Raw genomic sequence first — 20,784 nt, 5'->3', positions numbered from 1 at the left:
CGTTTGGCGGCGTTGTTTTTTCATGACCAGCGATTGTTGGTTTTGATTGTCCTTCTGATCTTGGTCGCGGGGCTGAGTTCGATGGCGGTATTGCCTCGGATGGAAGATCCGGTGCTCGAGCAACGCGTCGCAATCATTCACACTCGATTGCCGGGGGCTGACGCTAAGCGTGTCGAGACTCTGGTAACTGAGGTGATCGAGAATCGGGTTCGGGATATCGAAGAAATCAAGGAAATTCACTCGGTCAGTCGCGTCGGCATCAGCGGAGTTTCGATCGAACTGCGTGATGACACGACGGCGACTGAGAACATTTGGTCGCGAGTTCGCAGTCGGCTTGAGGACAGTATCGGGGATCTGCCGAGTGAGGCGAGTCGTCCGGAGTTTCGAAAGTTGGAGGTTCGCGCGTACGCGTTGATTGTCGGGTTGGTGTGGGACCGACCCGAACCGGTTGACGTGCGAGTGCTGCGACGTTTGGCGATTGAACTGCAGGATCGTTTGCAGGCGTTGTCAGGAACCGATTTGGTACATCGATTCGGTGACCCCGGCGAGGAGATCGAAGTTCGCGTTCAGCCGGCGAGAGCGGCCGCGATGGGGATCACGCCGGCTGACCTTGCCGAGCGATTGTCGTCGTTTGACGCCAAAGGATCGGCGGGGCAACTGCGCGACGGATCGATGCAGATGTTGATCGAGATTAACAACCAACTCGATACCGTGGAACAAATCGGGGCAACGCCGATCAGTACGAGCGATGGCCGTGACGTGCGACTTGAGCAAGTTGCAGACGTGCGCATCGGAATTCCTAATCCGCCCGAGACGGCCGCTTGGCTCGAAGGTAAAGACGCGGTGGTGCTGGGGGTGATGGTTCGTCCGGCGCAACGGATCGATCATTGGACTGAGATCGCGGAGAACTTGATCGATGAATATCGCGAGACGTTACCGGCTGGAATTTCGATCGAGCGCATCCTTCGGCAAAGTGATTACGTCAACGAACGGTTGAGATCGCTAGCGTTCAACTTGATGTTGGGAACGATCGCGGTCGGATGCGTGATTTGGGTTTTGATGGGATGGCGGTCTGCGTTGATCGTGACGTTGACGCTTCCTTTGGCCAGTTTGATGGTGTTGTTCGGGTTGCGAATCTTTGGCATTCCGATTCATCAAATGTCAGTGACCGGTTTGATCATTGCGTTGGGCTTGTTGATCGACAACGCGATTGTGATGGTGGACGAGGTGCAGTCGCGAATGCGTCACGGAGAGTCGCCGGTCGAGGCGATGTCGCACAGTGTTTCTCATTTGGCCGTGCCGTTGTTGGGATCGACGTTGACGACTGCGTTGGCGTTCGCGCCGATCGCATTGATGCCGGGACCGGCGGGTGAATTTGTGGGGGCGATCGCGATCAGCGTGATTCTTGCGATCGTTTCCTCGTTGTTTTTAGCAATGACCGTGATTCCGACGGTCGCGGCGCGTCAGCTCGCGCGGCGAATGAATTCAAACGCACGATCGCCGGGGTTGCGTTTGCCGTGGTTGACGAAGATTGTTGAGTCGGCACTGAGTGAACTGATCCGGAAACCGTGGAAGGGGATCGCGATTTCGTTGGTATTGCCGGTCGCTGGTTTCGCGGCGTTCAGCACGCTTGAAGAACAGTTTTTTCCTGCCAGTGGGCGAGATCAATTTCATATTACGGTCGAGGGGCCGGCCACCGATTCACTCGCCCGCACGCAAGCGACCGCGTCGCGAGTTGACGAGATTGTGCGACGGGTGGGGGCATCACGGATCGATTGGTTCTTTGGCGAAAGTGCGCCGCAGTTCTATTACAACGTTATCTCGAGTCGTCGTGGTACGCCGAATTATGCCCAGGCGTTAGTGAAGTTGCCGCCGGGGATTCCACCCGAGCCGGTGATCACCTCGTTGCAGACGGAGCTGAGCCGTGAGATCACGTCGTCGCGTGTTCTCGTCAAGCAGCTCGAGCAGGGCCCGCCTTTCGGAGCGCCGATCGAGGTACGGTTCTTCGGGCCGGATTTGGATGTGCTGCGTCGTTTTGGGGAAGAGACCCGTGCGATCTTGAGCCGGATGCCGAAGGTGGTTTCTGTAAAAACAGATCTCGCGGATGTGTTGCCGCAAATCAGTTTTGATATCGATGAAGCGAGTGCGGCTCAGGCGGGGATCTCTCCGAAAGAAATCGCCCGTCAATTGGCGACTTCCTTGGAAGGTCAATCCGGTGGTAGTGTTTTACAGGACAACGAAGTCATCCCGATCGTCGTGCGAGTCGGCGACGCCAATCGTGGCGAGTTGGCGCGAATTGCGAGCGTCGATCTCGTTCTGCCCAACGCGAGAGGCTCGGGGTTGCGGGTCACGCCGTTGTCCGCGTTCGCAACCGTTGGTCTCGAACCGGAGGCGGCGGCGCTGCCGCGACTCAACCGAATGCGAATGAACGAAGTCGCCGCTTATCTCGCCGCGGGTGTTTTGCCCAGCGAAGTGCAGGCATCGTTGCAAGCGGAGCTCGATGAACTGATCGATCAATTGCCGACTGGGTATTCGGTTGCGTTTGGTGGCGAAGCATCGAAGCGGGATGACGCGGTGGGGAATTTGTTTTCGACCGTTGGCGTTCTCGCTGTTTTGATGTTAGCGACGCTGGTGCTTTCGTTCGGATCGTTTCGTATGGCGGGCATCATCGCGTTGATCGCGGCGTTGTCGGTCGGGTTGGGAATGGGAGCTCTGGCGCTGAGTGGTTATCCATTTGGGTTTATGGCGATTATTGGAACGATGGGATTGATCGGTGTTGCAATCAACGATTCCATCGTCGTGTTGGCGGGGATTCGAGCCAACCCGATCGCGATGACGGGTGATGTCGAGGCGATTCGAGATGAGGTGATGCATTCGTCGCGACACGTGGTTGCAACGACGTTAACGACGATGGCCGGGTTCACACCTCTGATTCTCGATGGCGGTGGGTTCTGGCCTCCGATGGCGGTGTCGATTGCCGGTGGTGTGGCCGGCGCGACGTTGCTCGCGTTGGTGTTGGTCCCCTCGTTGTACCGGTGGTTGTGCTTGCACCGAGCCGATCGCCGTGTTGATCGAAGAGCGAATCGTTGAGCCGACACTCGTGATTGAGTGTCGTTCCGTTTGGTCGGATTATGCGGCCGTCGTGGCAATAGATGGAAACTTTACCGGTTGATCGGCTGAGCGAATTTGGGTTGACGGGTCGATGAGTTGGGTACGGAGGCGAAGTGCAACCGCGCTGAGCCAATGAATGCTTGTTTAAGGACAAGACTCCCGTATTCCCCAACTCATCCTTCCATCTGGTAGAAGACAACGTGTCCACACCACCACCGAGTTATCTGAAACTGCATCTCTGTGATTCCGAATCTGATTCGGGCGTCGCGACAAGTGCCCAATCCACGCAACGAGTCGATCACGAGAGCGGAAACAGCGAACAAGCTGTCGAAGGGTTTTGGCGGGCGTACACGGAAACGACCGGATGGAGGATCGATTCAGCACAGGGGGCATCCGAGCCTCAGAAGACGGACTCGAAGTCGCGTTCGGCAACACTCACGGCGAGCGATGCTCAGCGGCTCGCGGATGCGGCGCGGGCAATGGCGGAAGAGTTGCAGCAGCAAAAAGCGATTTTACGTTCACAACAGGCGGAACTCGCTGCTCGCGCATCGGTGATTTTGGATGTTTCGAAAGCCGAGCGAGGTTGCGAGCAAATTGATCGTATACTCGCTGACGCCACGCTCGCGACCGGAACGGATGCGGCGGCAATCTACTTGCTCGACGAAGTGACCGAGCGATTGGCGACGCGTTTCGTATTCGGGTTGTCCCCGGCGCAAAGGATTGGCACATCACGGCCGCTTCGGGGCGCACGCGGTGACCTTGAGGCAATGATCCAAGGTGTCGTCGCGATGGACGACCTGCAAGGCGGACCCATCAACCAATACACGCCTCCCGAGCCGTTCGCGTCGGGTATCTGTGTTTCACTGGGCGGTATCGAGTTGCCGATCGGTACGATGTGGTTGTTCGGTCGCGAAGTGCGCCAGTACGACGACCTGGCAACGGCGGCGGCCCGTTTGGCGGCGTCGAACGTTTGTCACGCGTTGACGGAGATGACTCAACCTGCGACGCCGGCACGCTCGGTTCAGCTAAGCGTTGCTGCACCCGCCGAGACGGACATGGTGGATGCCGAATTGGAACGTATGTTGGCGACGGACTTCAATGAAGCCGACTTTGATCTCGATGAGGAATTGGACGCGGAGTTCGATGCGGCTCATTTCGTCGAATCGATGGAGCCTCTTTCTGAAATTCAACGAACGGTCGCGACACAGGCTCCTCCAACGATCCGTCAATGGACCGATCAAATTGCCGATTGGCAACACGACATGTTGCCGCTCGGCGCTCGACTGGCTCCGAACTGGTCGGTCGACGGGATGATCGAATCGCCTTTATCGATCGCACAGAGTTGGCATCATTGGGATGTGTTGCCTGATGGGATTATCTCGTTGTCGATGTGTCAGTTCGGTTCCGGATGGGCTCCCACTGCTGACATGGTCAACACGCTCGACGGTGCGATTGCTCGTGCCGCGTTTCAAGCACACGCGAGCTACCGTCATACGCCTCACGACGCGATCATGAGAGTCCTGCATACCTTATTGCAGGTGCGAGATTCGGCGATTGACGAAACCGGTCGGCCGAATATGTCCCTGTTCTATGCCCACATCGATCCGGAATCGGGGCATGCTCGCATGTCATCAGTCGGTGATTGGTCGAGTTTGATTGTTTCCAAATATGGGTATCGACCTCTCAATCTCGCCCCTACGTCGCAGGTCCGGGCCAACGAATTCATGGGCGAGCAAACGGCGATTAACCAAGAAACAACTTTGCTAAGTGGTGAGGTGTTGTTGGTTGGTGGTGCGGGGTGGCTGGGCGTCGCCGAAGACGCGGAGTTGTCGGACTTGCCCGATCTGCCTCTGCGTGAGTCGGCGCAAAATCGAATCGGGGCGTCGTTGAAAGAGGCAATGCGGGAAGGCGAGCGGAGCCCGCTGTCGGCGATTCGTCGATTGACCGCGTCGTTGCCGCTGCGGCGTGAGCGGACTGCGATCGCTTTGTTGCGAGAAGAAACGTTAGCGTGAACTAGGTCGCAGACCAGCCTGCGCGACCGGTGTGATGGTTTGCGCGTCCGACGTTGTGAAGCGTTTGGACGACATGACGTTGACGATTGCTGAGCAGAGGTTTTCGACGAATGGGGTAGGAAGGTTCAGTGGCGGCGTGACGTAAATACAGTCACCGAACGGGCGGAGCCATACGCCGGCATCGACAAATTGTTGACGCAGTTGATCGAGGTGAGGCAGCGTCTCGACTTGGATGACACCGATCGCACCGCGGGTGCGAATATCAACAACGCCGGGGATTGTTCGGCACGGCGATAGTCCGGCTTGCAGTTGGTTCTGCATCTCGCGTGCTCGTTGCACCTGCGGTTCACGTTCGAAGAGATCCAGTGATGCGTTTGCGGCGGCACATGCCAGTGGGTTGGCCATGAAAGTGGGGCCGTGCATCAACGCGTCGCCGACGTCGTCCGACCAGAATGCGTTGAATACCTCTGATCTCGCCACAGCCACGGCCATCGTCATGGTGCCCGCCGTGAGGGCTTTGCCGAGGCAAATGATGTCTGGAACAATTTCGCAGGTGTCGATTGCGAACATCGATCCGGTGCGTCCAAACCCCGTGGCAATTTCATCGGCGATTAACAAGACGCCGTGCTCATCGCAGAGTCGGCGGATCCGTTGGACCGTGGACGCGTCGTGAAAGCGCATCCCGCCCGCGCCCTGGACCAAGGGTTCGAGGAACACTCCCGCAACCTCCTGTTGATGTCGAGACAACATCTCGTGCAGCAGGTTTTCCGATTCCGGGTCTTTGGGTAGCGGGCAATGCAGTTGTGACAAAATCGCATCACCGTATGCGGAATGCATGCTGCGATCTGGGTCGCACAGAGACATCGCACCGGTCGTGTCCCCGTGATAGGCATGATCGAACGAGAGGAAGCGTTGTCGCTCGGGTTTTCCGCGTCGACGCCAATAGCCGATCGCCATCTTCATCGCCGCTTCGACGGCAACGCTACCGCTGTCGGCAAAGAAGACATGGTTTAGATCGGCGGGGAGCATTGTCGCCAGACGTGTCGCCAACCGTTCGGCAGGTTCGTGGGTGATACCGCCGAACATCACGTGCGGCATCTTCTCGAGTTGTTTTGCCACCGACTCGATCACATGAGGATGCGCGTATCCGTGACAGACCGACCACCACGACGCCATTCCATCGATCAATGCTCGGCCGTCCGCAGTTTGCAGCGTGAAGTTTTTCGCGGAAACGATCTCAAGGGGCGGTGGAGCCGTTTTCATCTGGCAATAGGGACGCCAGATCGCGTTTTTGTTAGTTGTGGGTGAGTCGGGCATAGTGCCGTGGTAGCGAGGGATCGGCGAAACGGAAAGCGATGCGTGTGAATTACGTGTTCGGCATCGATTTGACGTTCACGACAACGCCTTTGAATGCGGGCGTCCTGCTTTGCGGATCCGCGTAGCGTGATACCAGAACATTGCACTCGGGATAATACATCAATGCGTTTCCCGGGCGGATGTCATCGTACCCGCGAGCAAGGATCGAATCCATGTGGCCGGTTTCGTTCTCGACACGAACCCGTTGATCGTGCGTCAGTCCGAGTCGCGTGAGGTCGTCGGGATGCATGAGGATGATGTCACGGCGTTCCTGATTCCGGTAGAGGTCTTCCTCTTCATAGACGACGGTATTGAACTGTCCTTCACTGCGTACGGTCATGAGTCGCAGCTCACCATCGCCGGTTCCCTTGAGAGCAGGCAGGGGATGTGCATGCATGACGGCTCTGCCGTCGACGGTACCGAACGTTGGTTCGTGATAAATACGCCCACCGATATGAAACTCTTCCTTCGTCGTACCGATCGACTGGATCTTTTCATAACCCGGGACCACGCCACCGATCCATTGGCGAATGGTTTCGGTGTGTTTCATTTGGTCCCAGTCGATCCCTTGGGCGTCCTCGAGTAGACGTTTTCCGAGCGTCGAGATGACCTCCACTTCACTACGTGGACCGGGTAAACGCCGCGGTCCGCCGTCGCTCAGCCGAACGAAATTGAACATTGATTCCTGTGTCGTCGGTTCCGGTTCTTCATCGCGAGCGAGTACGGGGAGGATGATTGTTTCCGCGGCGAGACCGTGCACGTGTCCGGTGTTGAGCGTTGTGCTCATCATTACATTCAATTCAAGATTTGATAGCGCGCTGTCTGCGAAATTAGCGTCGGGGTTGGACCCGAACAGATTGCCACCGAGACAAAACGCGGCTTTGATCGTTCCCGCCGCGGCGGCTTCCATGCAGGCGAGCGTGTCGAGACCCGGACTCGTCGGCAGTTGAACGTTGAATTTGGATTGCAGCGAATCGAAGATTTGTTGTTTGAGTTTGGGAGTCACTCCGACGCTGCCGATACCCTGCACGTTGGAGTGCCCGCGGATCGGCATTAATCCCGCACCGGGCCGACCAACCATCCCGCGACACATTGCGAGGTTCGCAATCGCTTGAACGTTGTCGACGCCATGGGCGTGATGGGTGATGCCCATCGTCCATGCAAACACGGTCCTTTCGCTGGCGGCATACAGCTTCGCGAGCGTTTCAATTTCATCCCGTTCGACACCGGATTTTTCTTCGATCTCTTGCCACGACAATTCGTCAACACGTGCGAGGAAGTCTTCGTCGCCGCGGCAGTGCTGTTGGAGAAAGTCGAGTTTGATCTGATCGTGTTCTCGCAGTGATTTGGCGATGCCCCACAGCAACGCAAGGTCTCCGCCGATATGCGGCATCGTGTAGTGCGACGCGATCTTGCTGCCTTTGATGAGCGAGATCGGATCCGATGGAATTCGAAAGTCAACCAATCCGGTTTCACGCGCTGGATTGATCACGACCACCTTTCCGCCATGGCGACGGACGTGCAGCAGGCTGCTCATCAAACGCGGGTGATTGCTGGCTGGGTTGCCGCCGATCAAAAAGACCAGGTCCGCTTTCTCGAGGTCGTCGAGGTTGATCGTGGCCGTGCCGCTGCCGATGCTCGTCTGTAACCCCACGCCGCTGGCTTGGTGACAGTAGTAGCTGCAGTTGTTGACGTTGTTGGTTCCGTAGACGCGAGCGAGCAATTGCAACAGGAAGCCGGCTTCGTTGCTGCTCCGGCCGCTGAAGTACCAAAACGTCTCGTCGGGAGAGAGCGACATAAGCTTCCCGGCGATGCTATTGAAAGCTTCTTCCCATGTGATCTTTTCGAAATGGGTGCCTCCGGCGCGGTAGCGTACCGGGTGCAGCAGTCGTCCGAGGTATTCGAGTTCACGAGGCGAGAGTTTCTGTAAATCGTCGACCGAATTTTTCTGCCAAAACGTGGGAGAAATCCCGGGCTGCATGTCCGAGACCATTGCTTGCATGCTTTTTTTGCACACTTCGGGGAACGCGCCCTTCTCGTTCACCATGCCGCCTTTCTGGCCGCCCATGCCCAACGCACAGGTCTTGCAGGTGTTCCGCGACCGCATGGCCTTGAAAAATTTCCAGTAGCCGCCCGCTTCACGTCCCTTTTTGAGAGAGTAAAGAATGGCACGAAATCCGCCGCCGCTGCGTACCTGCATAATGTCGAATCTCTCTCCGATGAACGATGAACATGGCTGCCCCATTTTAGCGGAGTGGGGCTGTCCGTTCGAGAGCGTGAGAAAAAACGGGTTTCGGGCACATCGGAGTCAAACCAGTGGCCATGGGAACGCATGAGCGAAAGTTTGCCGAACCGGTTCCTCCAGAAAACGCAATGTGCAATCGGCAGTGGTCTGTCTCGACGTGTCTTCGCGAACAACGTTGACGTCGGAACGCGTACGGGAATGGAAGTCGACGATTGCAGCAGCAACGCCGCGCAGAATCTACTTCGAGATTGCCTGCAACAAGAATTTGAGTGAAACGCAGAAATCGATTCAGCAGTCGTATGCGTGTCTTGTAATCACGACGGCGCTAACGGCTTCGTTATCTATTGAGTCAGGTCGTCATGAGTTGATGTCGTTTGTCGAGGCACCTGATACGACGGGACGACTGATAAACCGTTTGCTGTGTTGGAATCTATATGCTTGGCGAGGCTGTCGCTTTGCGAGAGCGAGCCGACGTGCCCAAAAAAAGGGGCATGTTTTAGCGAACGTGCGATTACTCTTTTAACGTACGAACGTAGAATGCAGCGGTGTTGTCGTTTCCTCACCATCGGGTCGGTTACAGGTTGTTCCGTATTCGACTGAGCGACAATCGCAAACACTCACTCTCCTTAGAACAACATCAATGAATCGAATTATGAAGTTCGCGACGCGAACACTAATCGCTGCTTGTTTCTTCTGCGCCCTTGGTTTTTCACCTGCGGTGGAAGCGCAGGATGCGGCGAGCGGCTTTCAGGCGAACCAATACCCGGAGGTCTATGCACCGGATTGGGAGTCACTTGGCAAACACGGCAGTGCACCTGAGTGGCTTAACGATGCCAAACTGGGGATCTATTTCCATTGGGGGCCGTACAGCGTTCCCGCATACCGGACGGAGTGGTATCCGCGTTGGATGCACATGTCGAAACCTAAGAGTTGGGGCGCGGGCACAAAGGAATATCACGAGAAGCATTACGGCCCGATCGATGAGTTTGGCTATCACCATTTCATTCCAATGTTCACGGCTGAGCATTTCGATCCCGAGAAATGGGCAGATCTGTTCCAGTCCGCGGGCGCTCGGTTCGCGGGACCCGTCGCGCAGCATCATGACGGATTTTCGATGTGGGATAGCAAAATCAATCCGAACAATGCGAAAGCCGAGGGGCCGCAGCGAGACGTTACGGGAGAATTGCTGGCCGCGCTTCGCGATCGTGGCATGAAGACGATCACGACATTTCATCACTCCTTCACTGGCCAACGACAACGTGATGGCCAGCCTGACGGTGAGCGAGCGCTGAGCTATTACCGGTACGACAAAAATCTCTTTACTTCCTCGGACGATCCCAAACTTCGCAAGCTCTACGGCAACATGCCGGAAGAAGAGTTCAACGAGTATTGGCTCAGCCTGGTCCAGGAAGTCGTTGACGAGTATTCCCCCGACATGATCTGGTTCGATTCCTGGTTGGACGTGATTCCGGAAGAATATCGTCAACGTATGGCGGCGCATCATTTCAATGCGGGGGAACATCGTGGCAAAGAAGTGGCCTTGATCTGCAAGCAAGAAGACATGCCGGATGATTTGCGTGTTTTGGATATCGAACAGGGTGGAATGAAAGACATGCCCGATCGAGTTTGGATGACGGACATCACTCTCAGTGCCAGTGGGTGGTGCTACGTTCAAAATCAGAAATACAAGCCGTTGCCGTTGTTGGTACGGAACATGATCGACGTGTGGAGTAAACGCGGCGTCGTCCTGTTGAACGTTTCACCTCGGGCCGATGGCGTCATTCCGGACGAGCAACTCGACCGCTTGAAAGGGCTGGGCCAATGGATGGAAATGTATGGTGAAGCCGTCTACGGAACCCGTCCGCATTCCATCTATGGGTACGGCGAAGCGGCGATCAAGGACGGCAGTCACGGCGGGCAAGCAGCCACGATTCAGTACTCCGCTAAGGATGTACGATTTACCCGGTCGGCGGATGGTAAAAGCATCTACGTCTTTCTGCTGGGACAACCAACGCCGGGCGAGGAGATTACGATTAAACACCTCGCTGACGGAAACAATGACGATCTCGCGGTTGCCACGGTTTCTCAGTTGGGGGCTGATTCGGATTGCGAGTGGACGTTCGATGAAGGCGTTCTCAGCTTGACCGCCCCGCCGGCAACTGATTCGAACGCGATCGCAACCGTGTTCAAGGTCGTCATTCAGTAGCCAGTAATCACGAGCACGAAGGTGAGAATTCCGCCGAGGTGTCTTTGGGCGCCTCGGCGAGTTATTACACGGGGGCTCGTCACGTTTGAGTTGAATCGCCGTCTAATTCGGCTGGAGGCAACACGCCGTCGAGATTGTTAAAAATCTTTGCGGCCTTGCGTGACGTTATATTCGTTGCACGATGACATGAAGATAACGGTGCATTTCTAACACGGGTCAGCCGTAGTCTTCCGTTCACACTCGCTCGTTTTCAGCCGCATGCCAATGTGCCGCCGGCAAGGACCGTTTGGCTGACCTGCATCGGCGAATTTGAGATGTGCTGGGTTTCCAAAGAGGCGACGTCTGCCTCCGCGGGGCATGCGAATTTGGCTCTCTCTTTTTGGCGTTTGAGGCCGGAATTTTGCGAGTCATCGGCGTTTGAATGAAAATGATGTATAGATCTTCGATTCCGTCTGCGGTGACAGCCGAGTATATTTAAGGTTCCCAACCGACCGTGTTCCATCGTTGAGTACATGAACAGTCACTCGCAAAACTTACCGACCCGTATTTCGCTGTTGGAACTCGCCCAATCGGGCAAGGATCATCCAGCGTGGGAGGAATTGCTCGACTACTACCGGCCGTTCGTTCGACGCATCTTGACCCACCTTGGTGTGTCCGGATCGGATCTCGATGATGCTTGCCAATTGGCGTTAATGCGGCTTTGGCGTGATCTGGTGAATTACCGCCATCAGCCAAATCGGGCACGTTTTCGCAGTTGGCTTTCGCGACTGATCCACAACACCGCGATGGACTGGCACCGGCATCAACGGCGAAACAGCAAAACGATGAGTACGGAAGTGGAGCAGATCCAGCATTCACTGATGTGTGAATCCGATTTGGAAGAACAGATTGAGAAAGAGTGGCGACAGCACATTGTCAATCTCGCCTTGGAACGTCTCAAATCGGTCTTTTCCGGTGATGCGTTGGATGTGTTTGTTCGCAGCGTGGAGGGTGAATCGGCAGCCCAAATCAGTCGGGATTTGAACATCCGTGAAGAAAGCGTGTATGTATTGAAACATCGAGTCAAAAAGCGATTGATTCTCGAAGCGTTCGAACTGCGACGCGAACTCGAGTTTCCCGACAGCACGCCGTAGTTCGTCGGAATTGCACGAAATTATCCATTCAATCGAAAATTCACTGATCAATTTTAATGTCCGATAGTTCAATTTCCCGAGACGCCATCGACCGTATCGAACGGATCAATCCGATCGTAGACGACGTGTTCGACCAAGCGGATCCGACGAAGGCGTACGGGCAAGGCTTGGAGTCCGACGACGACATCTGTCCGCTTTTCTGTGCGATTTCACGAATCAAATCTCGCTATCAGGATCCGGAACTGATTGGGCGCGGGGGCATGAAAGAGGTCTATCGTGTTTACGACGCGAAGGCGGCGCGACATGCTGCGTTGGCCAAGCCATTGCCTGAGTTTTCGAGGGATCAGTTCGACGCCTTCTTGCGAGAGGCACACCTAACCGCGCGGTTGGACCACCCCAACATCATCGACCTGTTTGACATGGGCGTCGATGACGAGGGACGCCCGTTTTTCACGATGGAGTTGAAACAGGGGCGTTCGTTACGAGACGTGTTGAAATCGTTAAAGAAAGCGGAGCAACTTGCTGAATTCCCGTTGCAGAGACGGTTGGAAATTTTTCAGCGAGTCTGCGATGCCATCGCCTATGCCCACTCGCGGCGAATCTTGCATTTGGACATCAAGCCTGAAAACATCTTCGTAGGTGACTATGGCGAAGTGAAAGTCTGCGACTGGGGGATGGGCGTTGTGATGGCGCAAGAGCAGAGCCAAAACAACTCTGCTGTGTTGCTCGATCCCGATCTGTATGGATCGCTGTTGGAGTCTGCGAAGGGGACGCCGGTGTACATGGCGCCGGAACAAAAGGATAAACGCCAAACGAAGACTCCTCAAATGGACATCTACGCGATGGGATGTCTGTTGCGCGAACTATTAACACTCGAGGTGCCAACCGGTTCCGTCAGCGGTTCTCATGCCGATTCCAAATTAGATGCGGCATTGGCAGCAACGATCGCCAAGGCAACTGCGACCGTTCCAAGGGCGCGATATCAAAAGGTCGCGGAGCTCAGGAGCGACATCTCGCGCTTTTTGGGTGGATACAGCACCTCGGTCGAGCGATTGAGCCTTCGACGCGAAGCGGCGTTGTTCTATCGGCGGCATCGTGAAGCCTGCGCGATTGCTTTTGGATTGCTGGTGATTTTTGCGACATGTGTGGCGTTTTTCATGATTCAACTTCGGCTCAGTCGACAGCAAGCCGTCGAAGCTCTCGAACGATCGGAGAGAGCGCAGATCGTCGCTGAGCAATCGCAAGCGGAAGCGGTGACGTCGCTCGCCCAATACCTCGCGGAGAAGGAGGAATCTGAAAAACGCCAATATCGGCAGATCCTATCGGCAATCGACAATTCAGATTTTGTGACGGATGCGACTTATCTGCGAGATGAGGCGTTGCCGATGGCGATCGCACATTCGCAGCAGCATCTCGAGTCGATCCTCAGCTTTGAACCGCCACCGGCTTCGAAAGCATGGTTGCAGAAATATTACCTGCACTTCATGACTCAAGATTTTGCGTCGGCATTGGAGCTAGTCGACGATGGCAAGATTATTGAACCGGACCTTGTATTGCTCGCAGAGAAATATTTGCAACTGCAAGATGCCGAGGGCTATCTCGATACTGACGAATTCATCTCACTCATTCACGAGTTGTGCGCGCCCGGCCCCGGAGAGTTGAAGTTACGTCGAGGGCAGCTTGCGGAAAAGATGCTGATTTTCGATAGCCTGCGCCGCACGGCAATCGACGACAAAATTGAACTTACTCGGGAGTGGATTGCGATTAATAATCCCAAATGGGAAAATCCAGAAATGACTTATGAGGCCGCGACCGAAACCATTCGATTGCGTGGCGAAGGACTGACTCGGTTGGCAAGGGTGTTCAGCGGCGGAAGGCATGTTGCTGAGAAATTATGCTTGGTGTACCTCCTCAAACCGCGAGTTCTGGATCTTCGCGGCACGGATATTTCCAGGCTTTCCGACCTCGTCGGCCTCGAACTTCAAGAGCTCGATATTCGTCAGACGCCGATCACGGATCTATCGCGATTGCAGAACAATCGTAGCCTGCGAAGGGTCTACATTGATCCAGGTCAAGTCTCGGAATTTCAACTCGCGATGGTGCCTGACTCGATTGAGATCATTCAAGGGACGGAATGAGTTCAGCCACTTAAGTTGTGAAATCCTCGTGATTTCAAACAGATTTGCCGGATGCGATTGAGAAGCTTTTACGGTTTGGTCACATCGGTTTAAGCGTGACCGATTGCGTTGTACCGGCTCGGATTGAGATCTTGGTCTGGTGTTCGTTGATCGCGTGCCATCAATCATGTGGTTGCATTCCGTAGGGCACGGGCACGGGTGATTACGTCTACAATCAGACTGTGCGTTTCGTTCTTTTGACGAGTTTGGTAGGGATCTTTGGTAATGAATCATCCGCTTTTCTTGGCTCACCTGTTGTGCGTTCTCATCCTGATGGGGACAGGCAACCTCAGCGGTCAGTCGCTCAATAGCGACTCAACGGACGACGAGAGAACGCAACCGCCCAATATTATCTTGATCATGGCGGATGATGTGAGTTGGGAGTGCTTTGGTTGTTACGGTGCTGAAGACTATCAAACGCCCCACATCGACTCGCTCGCAAATCGAGGCATTCGATTTAATCATTGCTATTCAACTCCGATTTGCACGCCGTCACGCGTGAAAATCATGACAGGACAATACAGCTTCCGAAACTACACTCATTTCGGATACCTCAACCCGCAAGACAAGACGTTCGGCAACTTACTGCAGTCGGCGGGTTACGAAACGGCGGTCGCGGGTAAGTGGCAGCTCAATGGTCTGTATCACAAGGCCGAAGGTTGTACCGACAGCACGCGTCCTCATCAAACAGGGTTTGACGAATATTGTCTTTGGCAGTTAACGAAGGAGAAGAATGCCGTCGGGGGTGGCGAGCGATTTTGGAGTCCGCCGCTGGAGAGCAACGGGCAGTTCTTGAGTTCGCAAGATAACGCGAATCAGTACGGCCCCGACATCATGTCCGACTTCGTTTGCGATTTTATCAAACGCGATCGCGACAAACCCTTCTTTGTTTATTATCCCACGGTGCTGGTACACAGTCCGTTTGTTCCCACGCCTGATACGATTGGTGACCAAACCCGAGACCATTCCGCGAACAAGGCTCCCAAGAACAAACCCGCACAGAAGGCCAACTTCGTCGCCATGGTGAATTACTTGGATAAGATCGTTGGCAAGATCGTTCGGACGGTCGAGGAGGCTGGCCAGCTCGACAACACGCTTATTCTGTTCACGGCCGATAACGGAACCAATCGCGGGATCGCCTCTCAGTGGAACGGCCAGAGGATCCAAGGCGGCAAGGGCGGGACGAAAGACATGGGAACACACGTTCCGATGGTTGCCTATTGGAAGGGGCATACGCCCGTAGGAAGCGTTTGCGATGATCTCGTCGATTTCACGGATTTCTATGCTACGTTTGCCGAGGCAGCGGCCCTGACGCTCGGCGAAGATGACCCGATCGACGGGCGAAGCGTTCTACCACAAATCAATGGCGACAAGGGAAATCCGCGAGACTGGGTTCTTTGTCACTATCAGCCGTATTGGGGTTCAGTCACGGGTGCGCAATACGTACGCGACCAGCAGTTCAAACTTTATCGTGACGGAACGTTTTATCTTGTGCCGAACGACCTGAAAGAGCTGAACGACCTCGCGAAAGGTGAAGCGGGAGAACGTGGCGAAACGGCACGTGGGCAGTTGAAGAGCGTGCTGCAAATCGCTCCGCCGGCGCCGCCAGCAAAAGGGGGCAAGAACGCGAAGCTTCGCCCCATCCATCCAGATTGGCCGGTGATCACGAATGGGAACGAATGATATTCCCGCAAGCGATGTTTGATGTCGGGTAACGCTCGCGTCGTGGCGATACGTTAGGGAGTTCGGACGCGTTGGACGACGGTGTTGACCAGTGACGTGATCGACGGTTGAGCGGTTGCAATCTGCTCGCTTCGCTCAGTCGAATACGGCAGACGCCCTGGCCCGAGTTCCCAGCCTCGGGCACGAGCACCGGCACGAAAACCATCCGGGAACTCTCCTATGGCGAGCAACTGGTCGAATAGGTTCAGCAGATCGTATTGCAGTCGCATGGCGAGGCTGGTTTGTCCGGTGATGACGTGGCGATGGATCGCTCGGGTTAGTTCGGGCACCACACCGCTGGTCGCGTTCGTCCCACCGTCGACTCCCGCGATCAACATCGGAGTGAGGGATGCGTCCCATCCGGTTAGAAACGAAAAATCGTCACGGATCGGTCGGACAGCCGCCATCATTCGCAACACGTTGGCAACGTCACCGGTGCTGTCCTTGATTCCGATGATTCGTGGTTGCTCGCTAGCGAGACGGCGTACGGTTTCCACATCGATCGGCGACGCGAACATGGGAATGTTGTACAGCGTCACGTCGACTTCGACTTGCTCGGCGATCTTTGTGAAGTACGCGTGGACTGACTCGCTGCCGAGGCGATAATAGAAAGGGGCGACAATTGCGACGGCGGCAACTCCCATGTCGCCGTAGGCGTTGCATGCCGCAACGGTTTCGTTCACGTTCGATTCGGCGGCGCCCGCCAGGACAGGCACGCGCCCTGCCGTTTGGTCGATCACCACTTCGACGATGCGACGTCGCTCGGCGGGGGTAAACCGCACGAACTCGCCCGTACTGCCGTTGGGATAAAGTCCGTCGACCCCGTGTTGGATCAACCAATCGACGTACTCACGCAAACGTTCCTCGTCGACGCGTCCCTGATCGTCGACCGGCGTGATGTTGGGGCAAAAGATTCCTGAGAGACGGCGCGGATTCGGAGGAGCCTCTAACATCGTTGCCGTTATTTCTCAAAGAGACTATCGGATTGCAATCGAATCGTCCGCCGGTGCCACTTCGCTCAACATCTCGTGGAACTTCGCCACCGGTTGGTAACCGATCCGATGGGTCATCACTTTACCCTTCGGATGCGCGACCAGGGTGGTTGGATAGGCCGAAATTCGGATGCGCGAGAGCACTTGGTTATTCGTTCCGGGGCGTAATCGGATCGGAACGAAACGGGAAACCAATCGTTTGCGAACGGATTCATCACAGAGTGTATCGCGTTTCATTGCGTCGCAGTAAACGCACTGCTCGCTGGTGATGAAAATGACCATCGGTCGTCCCGTCTCTTTGGCTTCTTTCCAACCGCTTTCGAGGCTGTCGTGCCACTGCAGCCCGTCTGCGGAAACTGCTCGGCTGGACGTCAACTCGGACGCCGGTGCGGGCATTTCGGCGCGTGCGTTGGCGAGAGGTGACAGGAAGAAGACGGAGGCCAGCAAAGCAGCCCGGCGAACGATACTGTGATCAATTTGTAAGAAACCACCTACGTGACTGCATCCCGCAGCCGTTTGACGCTTCGACAAAGCATTATTCCTCGGAGAAGGGCTCAACGGTAGAACCGAGAACAATTGAGGCGTCACAAGGGAAGATCATCGACCGTCGCAGCGCCGTAACGAAAAGATGCTGGTTAAAATAAGATGATTAAGCGGGCTGGGCAAGTGTCCAGTTGTTTCTCACCCAGCCAGCGTTTTTCTCCTCCCCCGACGTTGGTTTGGGAGTTTTGCGCAAACCAGGTGACGGAAAGGATGCCTTACGCTACCGCCAACGGGACCGGTTCCGGCACGGCTGGGATGCCAGCATCGATCGGTGAATGTGGTTATTCAAGAATTTGTGATTCGACCGAATCCGCAAACATCAGCCCTCGCTGAGTCAGGCGAACGTGACTGTCCCGGCGGATCAGCAGCCCGGCCTTTTCGCACGAATCGATTATCGAATCAATGGATGAAGAAAAGTCGTATCCCACACGCCGGTCAATTTCGCGCAGATCGATACCGTCGATCTGCCGAATGCCGAATGCTGCGATCTCTCGGGCATGTTGGTCGAGAGAAATCGGTTCGCATTCCGTCGTCGCATCGGATTGTTCGATCATCCGTTTGATGTAAGTCGTCGGGCTACGGTGGTTCACGTTGCGGTCGCCGCCGACAAAACGTGCGGCACCGGGGCCGAGGGCATACCAACCGTGACCGTTCCAGTACATCGCATTGTGGCGACTTCGAAATCCGGGTTTTGCGAAACTGCTGATTTCGTAGTGTTCGAATCCGGAATCCGCGAGACTCCGCCGCGACACGCGATACATTTTCACGTCCGTGTCTTCGTCGACGGGCGTCAATCCTCCGCGTCGCCGTTGCGACCAGAACTCGGTGCCTTTCTCGTACGTCAATGAATACGTGGAGATGTGTTGAATGGGCAATGACGTCGCCGTGTCCAAATCCGTTTGCCACTGCGCGAGCGTTTCGCCGGGAACGGCAAAAATCAGATCGATCGATAGGTTCCCGATCGATTCGCTCGCCATTTGGATCGCCGCAACTGCTTCGTCGCCTTTGTGTGAGCGTTGGAGGGTTTGCAGTTTTGGATTTTGAAACGATTGCACGCCCAAACTCATTCGGTTCACGCCGGCGTCAGTGAGCGCGGCGAGCGTTTCCGGATTGATGTCTTCCGGGTTCGCTTCGCAGGTGAATTCCGGATTTTGCGAGAGGCTCACGTTTTCCATCAGGATCGCGAGCAGTCGTTGCAGTCTTGGTCGTGTCAGTTGAGTCGGTGTACCGCCGCCGAGATATAACGTGTCGAGATCGATCAATGCCTCGCCGTACTCACGTGATCGAACGGTTTGGATTTCAATCTCGATCGCATCGAGGAAACGGTCTTGCAAATCATCTCGCCCGGCGAGGACACTGAAATTGCAATATCCGCAGCGATGCCGGCAAAAGGGGACATGTACGTACATCGCACGCGGTTGCGGCCATCCGCCTGGTGGCGTTGGGTGATGCGATTCGGAGGCAATCATCTCGCCGGTCATGCGTTTAGATCCACAACTTCAGTCGTTGATCGAGCATGTCGGGCAGCACCTTTTTAACGAAGCGTTTGATTTGCGCGTCGGTGTAGCGGGTCGATGCGTGCGATCCGATGATCAACTCATTCTTGAAGTTGTCTTTTCGTTCGCGGTAATCGTCGACGTGCATGTGCCCGTGTTTATGGATTTTTTCGCGTCGATGCTCGGGGGCGGCGAACGTTAGCTCACTGACGAGAATTTTTGCGTCGTAGAATTCGGGGTTATCGTCGAGGCCTTTCGGGGCAGTGTCGCCGGTGTACGCGAATACCGGAACGCGGCGTTCGGTCGTGATTTCCGTTCCGGCGAGACGCAGGTTACGGATCTCTTCTCCGGAGAGTTCGAGATACTCGGGTTTGAGTTTGTGGCGTCGTTGGTAGACGATGAAACCGAGTGCATCGATGGTGTGTTTGACGTCGACACTCTTGACCACATATTCCCTACCGATTTTGGTTTCATCACCACCTAACAAACCGACCAACTCGCATGGCATGGCGCCACGGTCGAGTGAGCGGAAGAGTTGCAGCATCTTCCACGCGGTGTCAACGGCGGAGTCCGGCAGATAGATCACCGGCGGTTCCATCTTCATCATCCGTCGGCGCGAGACGTACGCGGGCAACGCGGCGATGTGATCGAGGTGGGCGTGCGAAATGAACATGGTCGGCGTTCCCATGAAATCCCATGGTTGAATACCGGCGTCGAACAAAAGTTTCAGTTCATTGACGCGCCAGCAGGTTTGCACGGCGGCTCTCGAATACCCTTCGATGGTTAGTCCGTCATGAACATGTGAGAGGAGGGGAACGTTTTCGGTCATGTACGGAACAAAGGGTGAAGTGAATGAGTAAACAAATGAAAAATCGAGCGGGAAGATTTCCCGACCAGGAGAAGAAAACCACGGGCGGCCTGCCTATCGCATCCGGATAGGCATGTTGCTGTTGTCGATCGCCTTGGAACCGTAATTGTCAACTTCGTTGACGTTGAGTTCAGCGTGGTAGTCGGTCGTGCGAACGACCTCGATGTCACCGTTTTGATTTTCGGTGACGGCGGCACCGTGGTGACGAGTGAGTTCGAGCATGGCGAGGAACCAGCCGATGTAGGCTGACTTATGCATCCCAGGCTCGACCAAGTCGATCAATTCGACGCGTTCTTTTTGCGCGAGGGCTTCGTGGATCCGCTGCATGTAAACGTGGATCGGGGTGTCATCGTAGATCACCTCGGTCGGTGGCGGTCCAGCGGATTCACGCATGATTCGACCGAACGCGGAAACGAGATCCCAGATCTCGAGTTCGACAATCGGTTGATCGGCCGGATCGTTTCGCCGCGACGGTAAGTCATCGGAGAGACGTTCGAACCGCGTTTGCCAACGGGTCGACATTTCGTCGAGCACCGAGGCGGCGTCGCGGATCTCTTTGTACTCCAACAGTTTGTGCACTAACTCGTCGTGCGTTTCCTCGATCGCCTCTTCCTCGCTCTCGTCTTCGATCTTTGGCAAAACGGCGAGGCTTTTCATCTCGACCAGCGTCGCGGCCAATTCCAAAAAGTCACCGACTTCGCCGAGATCCAACTCTTCCAAGACATCGATGTACTCGACGTACTGCGAGACGACCTTGGACAACGACATCTCCGACAACGACAACTCTTGACGCCGCACCAGATAGAGCAGCAAGTCGATCGGGCCACGATAGACCGGCAGGTCAATGCGAAAACTCATGAGTTGCTACGTGGCGTTATGTTTTGAAATCGGGATCGAGGTCGAGTCGGGCTTCGAAAGGAAAG

The 20,784-nt window shown here is 55.5% G+C and carries 14 protein-coding genes; 7 read left to right on the top strand and 7 right to left on the bottom strand.

Features of this window, described 5'->3' with window-relative positions:
• Positions 1–3: 3 nt before the first annotated feature.
• Both FHS27_RS22880 and FHS27_RS22875 read left to right on the top strand, forming a co-directional pair.
• Positions 4–3,090, top strand: a complete 3,087-nt coding sequence (locus FHS27_RS22880; protein WP_184307486.1) for an efflux RND transporter permease subunit — start codon at positions 4–6, stop codon at positions 3,088–3,090.
• Between the two features lie 221 nt (positions 3,091–3,311).
• On the top strand, positions 3,312–5,123 hold the full coding sequence (locus FHS27_RS22875; protein ID WP_184307373.1) for a sporulation stage II, protein E: 1,812 nt from the start codon (positions 3,312–3,314) through the stop codon (positions 5,121–5,123).
• Here the strand turns inward: FHS27_RS22875 and FHS27_RS22870 are convergent.
• Both FHS27_RS22870 and FHS27_RS22865 read right to left on the bottom strand, forming a co-directional pair.
• Positions 5,115–6,440 carry an adenosylmethionine--8-amino-7-oxononanoate transaminase gene (locus FHS27_RS22870; protein ID WP_184307371.1) on the bottom strand — a complete coding sequence of 442 codons (1,326 nt, stop codon included), beginning with the start codon at positions 6,438–6,440 and terminating at the stop codon, positions 5,115–5,117. The two genes, FHS27_RS22875 and FHS27_RS22870, sit on opposite strands and share 9 nt — an antisense overlap.
• 49 nt (positions 6,441–6,489) lie before the next feature.
• Positions 6,490–8,679: an FdhF/YdeP family oxidoreductase gene (locus tag FHS27_RS22865; RefSeq protein ID WP_184307369.1), complete on the bottom strand. Its 2,190-nt coding sequence runs from the start codon at positions 8,677–8,679 to the stop codon at positions 6,490–6,492.
• Between the two features lie 132 nt (positions 8,680–8,811).
• Between FHS27_RS22865 and FHS27_RS22860 the strand changes: the two genes are divergently transcribed.
• The 5 genes from FHS27_RS22860 (at position 8,812) to FHS27_RS22840 (ending at position 15,923) form a co-directional block, all read left to right on the top strand.
• On the top strand, positions 8,812–8,997 hold the full coding sequence (locus FHS27_RS22860) for a hypothetical protein (RefSeq protein ID WP_184307368.1): 186 nt from the start codon (positions 8,812–8,814) through the stop codon (positions 8,995–8,997).
• Positions 8,998–9,364: 367 nt separating this feature from the next.
• On the top strand, positions 9,365–10,930 hold the full coding sequence (locus tag FHS27_RS22855) for an alpha-L-fucosidase (protein ID WP_184307366.1): 1,566 nt from the start codon (positions 9,365–9,367) through the stop codon (positions 10,928–10,930).
• A gap of 512 nt (positions 10,931–11,442) precedes the next feature.
• Entirely contained in the window at positions 11,443–12,063 is a 621-nt protein-coding gene (locus FHS27_RS22850) for an RNA polymerase sigma factor (RefSeq protein WP_009102164.1), read from the top strand.
• A 56-nt stretch (positions 12,064–12,119) separates the two neighbouring features.
• Positions 12,120–14,201, top strand: coding sequence for a serine/threonine-protein kinase (locus FHS27_RS22845; protein ID WP_009102165.1), 2,082 nt, complete (start codon positions 12,120–12,122; stop codon positions 14,199–14,201).
• Positions 14,202–14,465: 264 nt separating this feature from the next.
• Positions 14,466–15,923 carry a sulfatase-like hydrolase/transferase gene (locus FHS27_RS22840; protein WP_184307364.1) on the top strand — a complete coding sequence of 486 codons (1,458 nt, stop codon included), beginning with the start codon at positions 14,466–14,468 and terminating at the stop codon, positions 15,921–15,923.
• Positions 15,924–15,976: 53 nt separating this feature from the next.
• Here the strand turns inward: FHS27_RS22840 and FHS27_RS22835 are convergent, their stop codons facing one another.
• From FHS27_RS22835 to FHS27_RS22815, 5 genes are all read right to left on the bottom strand, one after another.
• Positions 15,977–16,915 carry a dihydrodipicolinate synthase family protein gene (locus FHS27_RS22835; RefSeq protein ID WP_009102167.1) on the bottom strand — a complete coding sequence of 313 codons (939 nt, stop codon included), beginning with the start codon at positions 16,913–16,915 and terminating at the stop codon, positions 15,977–15,979.
• 24 nt (positions 16,916–16,939) lie between these two features.
• Positions 16,940–17,485, bottom strand: a complete 546-nt coding sequence (locus FHS27_RS22830; protein WP_236625035.1) for a thioredoxin family protein — start codon at positions 17,483–17,485, stop codon at positions 16,940–16,942.
• A 293-nt stretch (positions 17,486–17,778) separates the two neighbouring features.
• On the bottom strand, positions 17,779–18,978 hold the full coding sequence (gene hemW / locus FHS27_RS22825) for a radical SAM family heme chaperone HemW (protein WP_184307362.1): 1,200 nt from the start codon (positions 18,976–18,978) through the stop codon (positions 17,779–17,781).
• Positions 18,979–18,982: 4 nt separating this feature from the next.
• Positions 18,983–19,822 carry an MBL fold metallo-hydrolase gene (locus FHS27_RS22820; protein ID WP_009102170.1) on the bottom strand — a complete coding sequence of 280 codons (840 nt, stop codon included), beginning with the start codon at positions 19,820–19,822 and terminating at the stop codon, positions 18,983–18,985.
• Positions 19,823–19,915: 93 nt separating this feature from the next.
• Complete coding sequence (locus tag FHS27_RS22815; protein ID WP_184307360.1) at positions 19,916–20,719, bottom strand: segregation and condensation protein A; 804 nt, start codon at positions 20,717–20,719, stop codon at positions 19,916–19,918.
• Positions 20,720–20,784 lie beyond the last annotated feature (65 nt).

Origin of the sequence: Aporhodopirellula rubra (assembly GCF_014192335.1) — a bacterium.
Classification (GTDB): Bacteria; Planctomycetota; Planctomycetia; order Pirellulales; family Pirellulaceae; genus Rhodopirellula; species Rhodopirellula rubra.
The sequence above is the reverse complement of the archived record's forward strand: the minus strand, read 5'-3'. Positions and strand labels throughout refer to the sequence as shown.

Coding starts and splice junctions, on each gene's coding strand:
- FHS27_RS22870 (WP_184307371.1), bottom strand. CDS start 6,440: ATGCCCGACTCACCCACAACTAACAAAAACGCGATCTGGCGTCCCTAT.
- FHS27_RS22865 (WP_184307369.1), bottom strand. CDS start 8,679: ATGCAGGTACGCAGCGGCGGCGGATTTCGTGCCATTCTTTACTCTCTC.
- FHS27_RS22860 (WP_184307368.1), top strand. CDS start 8,812: ATGAGCGAAAGTTTGCCGAACCGGTTCCTCCAGAAAACGCAATGTGCA.
- FHS27_RS22855 (WP_184307366.1), top strand. CDS start 9,365: ATGAATCGAATTATGAAGTTCGCGACGCGAACACTAATCGCTGCTTGT.
- FHS27_RS22850 (WP_009102164.1), top strand. CDS start 11,443: ATGAACAGTCACTCGCAAAACTTACCGACCCGTATTTCGCTGTTGGAA.
- FHS27_RS22845 (WP_009102165.1), top strand. CDS start 12,120: ATGTCCGATAGTTCAATTTCCCGAGACGCCATCGACCGTATCGAACGG.
- FHS27_RS22840 (WP_184307364.1), top strand. CDS start 14,466: ATGAATCATCCGCTTTTCTTGGCTCACCTGTTGTGCGTTCTCATCCTG.
- FHS27_RS22835 (WP_009102167.1), bottom strand. CDS start 16,915: ATGTTAGAGGCTCCTCCGAATCCGCGCCGTCTCTCAGGAATCTTTTGC.
- hemW (WP_184307362.1), bottom strand. CDS start 18,978: ATGACCGGCGAGATGATTGCCTCCGAATCGCATCACCCAACGCCACCA.
- FHS27_RS22820 (WP_009102170.1), bottom strand. CDS start 19,822: ATGACCGAAAACGTTCCCCTCCTCTCACATGTTCATGACGGACTAACC.
- FHS27_RS22815 (WP_184307360.1), bottom strand. CDS start 20,719: ATGAGTTTTCGCATTGACCTGCCGGTCTATCGTGGCCCGATCGACTTG.